The organism is Fulvivirga aurantia, assembly GCF_009711475.1.
Classification (GTDB): Bacteria; Bacteroidota; Bacteroidia; order Cytophagales; family Cyclobacteriaceae; genus Fulvivirga; species Fulvivirga aurantia.
Window position 1 is genome coordinate 1 of record NZ_SMMD01000588.1, and the last position, 4,331, is coordinate 4,331.

Sequence of the window (4,331 nt, forward strand, 5' to 3'; positions counted from 1 at the left end):
AAATGCTAAATAATGCAAATTGGGCACCTACTCACCGTCATACTGAGCCTTGGCGCTTCGTTGTTTTCAAAGGAGAAGGTCTTAAGAAGTTAGCAGATTTTCAAGCGACCTTGTACAAACTCAAACATCCTGATGACTTTGATACAAAGCAGTTTGAAAAACTGAAATCGAAGCCAATGGAATGCTCTCACGTAATAGCAGTCGGTATGCATCGAGACAAAAAACAAAGCGTTCCTGAGGTGGAAGAGATTTGTGCTACAGCATCAGCTGTTCAAAATGCGTGGCTCACAGCATCAGCTCATAATGTTGGTTGCTATTGGAGCACAGGTGGAGTTACTTTTTATGAAGAAGCAAAACCATTTTTTAACCTTGGAGACAATGATAAGCTCTTGGGCTTTTTATTCGTAGGTATGCCTAAAACAGATAAATGGCCTAAAGGAAAAAGGACACCTATGGAAGACAAAGTTAGCTGGGTAGAATAGTTTAGGTTCTTATTACCACCTGCCATCTAAAGGCCCAAAGCCACTTTATATTAAATGTATTGAGTTTACTTTCTTTTAAAATGGCTGTCAATTCCTTCTTATTAAATGCCCGTAGCACGGAGAGTGCGGCATCATTTTTTACCATGGGTGATTTAGAAAACAGGTGTGTGAGGATTTTTATAGAATGATATGCAAACCAATGCCTGTGCAAGTCATTAATTACGATACCAAGGTTTACCTGCGACTTAAATTGATTGAGTAGTGTGACTAAATCACTATTTGCAAAATGATGAGTAAATAGTGTGGCTGTTATTATGTCTACCTTTAGCTTTTTAAACTCTTCTGAAAATATATTGAGTGTTGAATACTCTATTTCAGGATAGTCTTTAGTGTTGTTTTTAGCGAATTTGATTACATGAGGATTGGCATCAACACCTATCAGTTTTACGGTCAATTTTCTTTTTTTAGCCCATTGCGCCATGAGTTTTAACATGTCGCCACCACCACAGCCTATATCGAGTATCGAAATAGTGCTATCTTGATGATTCGGAATAAGCTGATTAAGTCCGTCTAAAGTCACATAGTTACCCCCAAGCCATTTATTGATAAACTCTAGCTCTTTGAGGGTTTGATCCATTACCGGACCACCACTATTGAGGTCGTCCATTATCTCTTCCTCCTCAGAGCGAAATGAGAATTTGTTACTCATGATTTGTAACGGTGAGTACCATACTTTCTAATGTAAGTCCAGGCCCAAAAGCAAAACTTAGTATTTGACGATTGTTATCAACTGAGGTGAGTTGATCGAAAATTGATTTGATCACAAATAGAATGGTCGCTGAAGACATATTACCATAACCTTTCAGCACCTCATAGGCATATTTGTTCTCCGATTTGGTGATGTTTAAAGCATCTTCCAGTACTTGCAAAATTTTCCTTCCTCCGGGGTGTATGGCGTAATAATCGAAGGAAAAGTTGTCGATATTTTCTTTGAGTCGTTTGATCAGAGCACTTACTCCATTCTTTATCACATCAGGCACATAGGCAGAAAGTTTCATTTCAAAACCGTAGTCACCTACTTCCCATGCCATTTCTTCACTTCCATTAGGAAGTAAATCACAAAAAAACTGATCTAAAGATAGGCTTATTCCATTTGTGGGCTGAGTTTGTACCAAAACTGCTGAAGAGCCATCGCCAAATAGGGCATTAGCCAGATAGTTGTCATCTGTGTTTTCTTTTTGAAAATGTATGCTGCAAAGTTCTGTGCAGACGATCAGCACCTTAGCATGATCATTAGCATTGCATATTGCATGTGCTACTTTGAGGGCGTTAAATGCTGCATAACAACCCATAAAATTGATGGCAGTGCGCTGTATGGATTTATTGAGTCCCAGATCATTTACGAGTTCAATATCGAGACCGGGAGCAAACAAACCTGTACAGCTTACAGTAACCAAATGCGTAATGCTGGACTTATCAAATTCTTTGCCTAAGCAATCATTAATAGCCGCTTTGCTCAAATTTAACGCTTCCTCTTTATATACCTGAGCGCGCTTTTTTGTAGAAGGAAAAGGCGATAAATCTTCGTTGTTTGGGAAAAAACTGAACCCGTTGGTCTTTTTATAATCCTCTAGTACAGAGTACCGATTTTTTATACCCGTTGCCCGATAGAGTACCTCAAGTTTCCTCGCTTGTTCTTTATCCATCCCATGGGCTTTTTGCATAAATTGTAAGACTTCATGCTGGGTTATTTCATATTCAGGGTTGGCCGTGCCGATGGAGGTGATGTACGCACTCATTAATTCAATAATAGTTAAAAATTGATATCTTGGCTGCTAAATGAAGCATTATGTTTAAAAAATCTACCTGGCTGCATTTGCGGATTCCCTTTTCATACTTCCTGTTGCCAGTCTTCTTATTTGCATTAGCCGTATCAGTTAACATAGACCCTACCAGGTTGTTCATTGTTTTTGTTGCGCTTCACATTTTTCTATATCCCGCGAGTAATGGCTTTAATAGTTATTTTGATAAAGACACAGAAAGTATAGGAGGCCTTAAAAAACCACCTAAGGTTACAAAAGGGCTGTACTACATGTCACTTGTGTTTGACGTCATAGCTATCGGTCTGGGGTTGCTTATTAGCTATGATTTTGCGATTATGCTTTTTGTCTATGGTTTGGTATCTAAAGCATACAGTCACCCTATATTTCGATTAAAAAAATATCCATATACCAGCTGGTTGATCGCAGGGTTATTCCAGGGTTGGTTTACTTTTCTTATGGCTTATGTGGGCCTAAATGGTTTTTCAATCGACTTGGCCTTGCAGCCAACTATTCTCATACCTGGGTTATTGTCTTCAGCAATTTTGTGGGGTTCATATCCTATGACTCAAATCTATCAACACAAAGAAGATAAAAAGCGGGGAGACGTAACATTAAGTTATAAGTTAGGAATCAGAGGTACGTTTCATTTTACAGCAATAGTTTTTGCAATCGCTTCTATGGGGTACTACTTTTACTTTGCCAACTACCATAGTGCTGAGTATGGCACACATTTTTTTATCGCTCTTGCCCCTGTAATCGGATTTTTTACTTATTGGTATTTTTTAGTCAGAAAAAATCAGGAAAAGGCTAATTATACTTTTACCATGTGGTTAAATGCCATATCAGCTACTTGTTTAAATGCTTTCTTTATTTACTTCTTTTTGGACAGCACACAACTCATACAGGCGATACAAGGAGGGTTTTAAAAGGGTTTGCCATGAGTTTTTTCTACTAAAAACCGGGCTAAAGGCTTTATATTATTTATGATGCCTACCGAAAAATTTGACAACGCACCAGAGCCAAATAATTTTTGCAATTGACGACCGATGGACAACCTGGAGGCGAAAAGACTTCGCCATCTCTTGCTGTAAAGAATCTCTATTTCGGCACGATTCAAATTGTATTTAAACCCCTCATGAAGTGTTTCATATACTACTTTGGCTGAATGAATTGCCATAGCCATTCCGTTACCACAAAGAGGCGTGATCATACCGGCAGCATCACCACACATAAGGATGTGATGATCAACAGGCCCTTTTGTTTCAAAAGATATTTCATTAATTACTTCGGGTTGATCAAAAACAAACTTAGCATTTGAAAAGATAGCTTTAAGCTCGGGGTTTTGGCAAAGCACTGCTTCTTCCATAGCTCTAATTTGGCCATGTCTTCTGAGATTTTCTCTCGTGCTTAAATAGCAAAGATTTGAAAGGCCCCCATCTACTTTATTCAACCCACAATAACCACCTTTAAAGTTGTGAAGCGCAACCTCATTATCCGGATGGTCAAACCTAATGTGATACTTAACACCGATGTAAGGAGATCTTTTTTGAATGAATGATCGATTTAGCTGTTTGTCAATTTTAGATCGTTTGCCATAGGCGCCAATTACAAATTTAGCCAGTAGTTCTTTTCCAGAAGAAAGTATTATGTTGAAATGATCATTGTGAGAGCGTTCATATTTGATGTTGTCAACTGTTGTTTCTTCCATTACAATTACCCCGGCTTCTTTTGCTTCACTAACTAAGAAATGGTCTAGCGTGTACCGACTTATGCCAAAACCGCCCAAATTTAGATCTATACATGCTGCTTTACCGGTGATGGAAGACAGTCGGAAGCGATTGATAGAAGAGGGCTCTAAATGATGTGGGAAAAGATCATGCTGCTTTAAAAAGCCTTTTACTTCATTAGAGATATATTCACCACACACCTTATGAAAAGGGTATTTCTTCTTTTCTATAAGTACCACATCATATCCTGATCGAGACAATAAAATGGATGAAATGAGGCCTGCCAGACCCCCGCCTAC

General features: G+C 38.6%; 5 protein-coding genes. 2 read left to right on the forward strand and 3 right to left on the reverse strand.

Annotation, left to right across the window (positions count from 1 at the left end; genetic code table 11):
- Positions 1-482 (forward strand): nitroreductase family protein (locus E1176_RS05140; RefSeq protein ID WP_155209496.1); only part of this gene is annotated, 482 nt, incomplete at its 5' end.
- Between the two features lies 1 nt (position 483).
- Here E1176_RS05140 and E1176_RS05145 read toward each other — a convergent pair.
- Positions 484-1,191, reverse strand: coding sequence for a methyltransferase domain-containing protein (locus tag E1176_RS05145; RefSeq protein WP_155209497.1), 708 nt, complete (start codon positions 1,189-1,191; stop codon positions 484-486).
- Positions 1,184-2,281: a type III polyketide synthase gene (locus E1176_RS05150; RefSeq protein WP_155209498.1), complete on the reverse strand. Its 1,098-nt coding sequence runs from the start codon at positions 2,279-2,281 to the stop codon at positions 1,184-1,186. Before E1176_RS05150 ends, E1176_RS05145 begins: the two co-directional genes overlap by 8 nt.
- Positions 2,282-2,331: 50 nt before the next feature.
- On the opposite strand from E1176_RS05150, the gene E1176_RS05155 reads away from it, so the two are divergent.
- A complete protein-coding gene (locus E1176_RS05155; RefSeq protein WP_155209499.1) occupies positions 2,332-3,231 on the forward strand; it encodes a UbiA family prenyltransferase in 900 nt (299 codons plus the stop codon).
- Here the strand turns inward: E1176_RS05155 and E1176_RS05160 are convergent.
- On the reverse strand, positions 3,228-4,331 hold a 1,104-nt coding region (locus E1176_RS05160), incomplete at its 5' end, for an NAD(P)/FAD-dependent oxidoreductase (RefSeq protein WP_155209500.1). The genes E1176_RS05155 and E1176_RS05160 overlap by 4 nt on opposite strands.

What these genes read in the sequence shown, in the direction of transcription:
- E1176_RS05145 (WP_155209497.1), bottom strand. Translation starts at nt 1,191, where the DNA reads ATGAGTAACAAATTCTCATTTCGCTCTGAGGAGGAAGAGATAATGGAC.
- E1176_RS05155 (WP_155209499.1), top strand. Translation starts at nt 2,332, where the DNA reads ATGTTTAAAAAATCTACCTGGCTGCATTTGCGGATTCCCTTTTCATAC.
- E1176_RS05150 (WP_155209498.1), bottom strand. Translation starts at nt 2,281, where the DNA reads ATGAGTGCGTACATCACCTCCATCGGCACGGCCAACCCTGAATATGAA.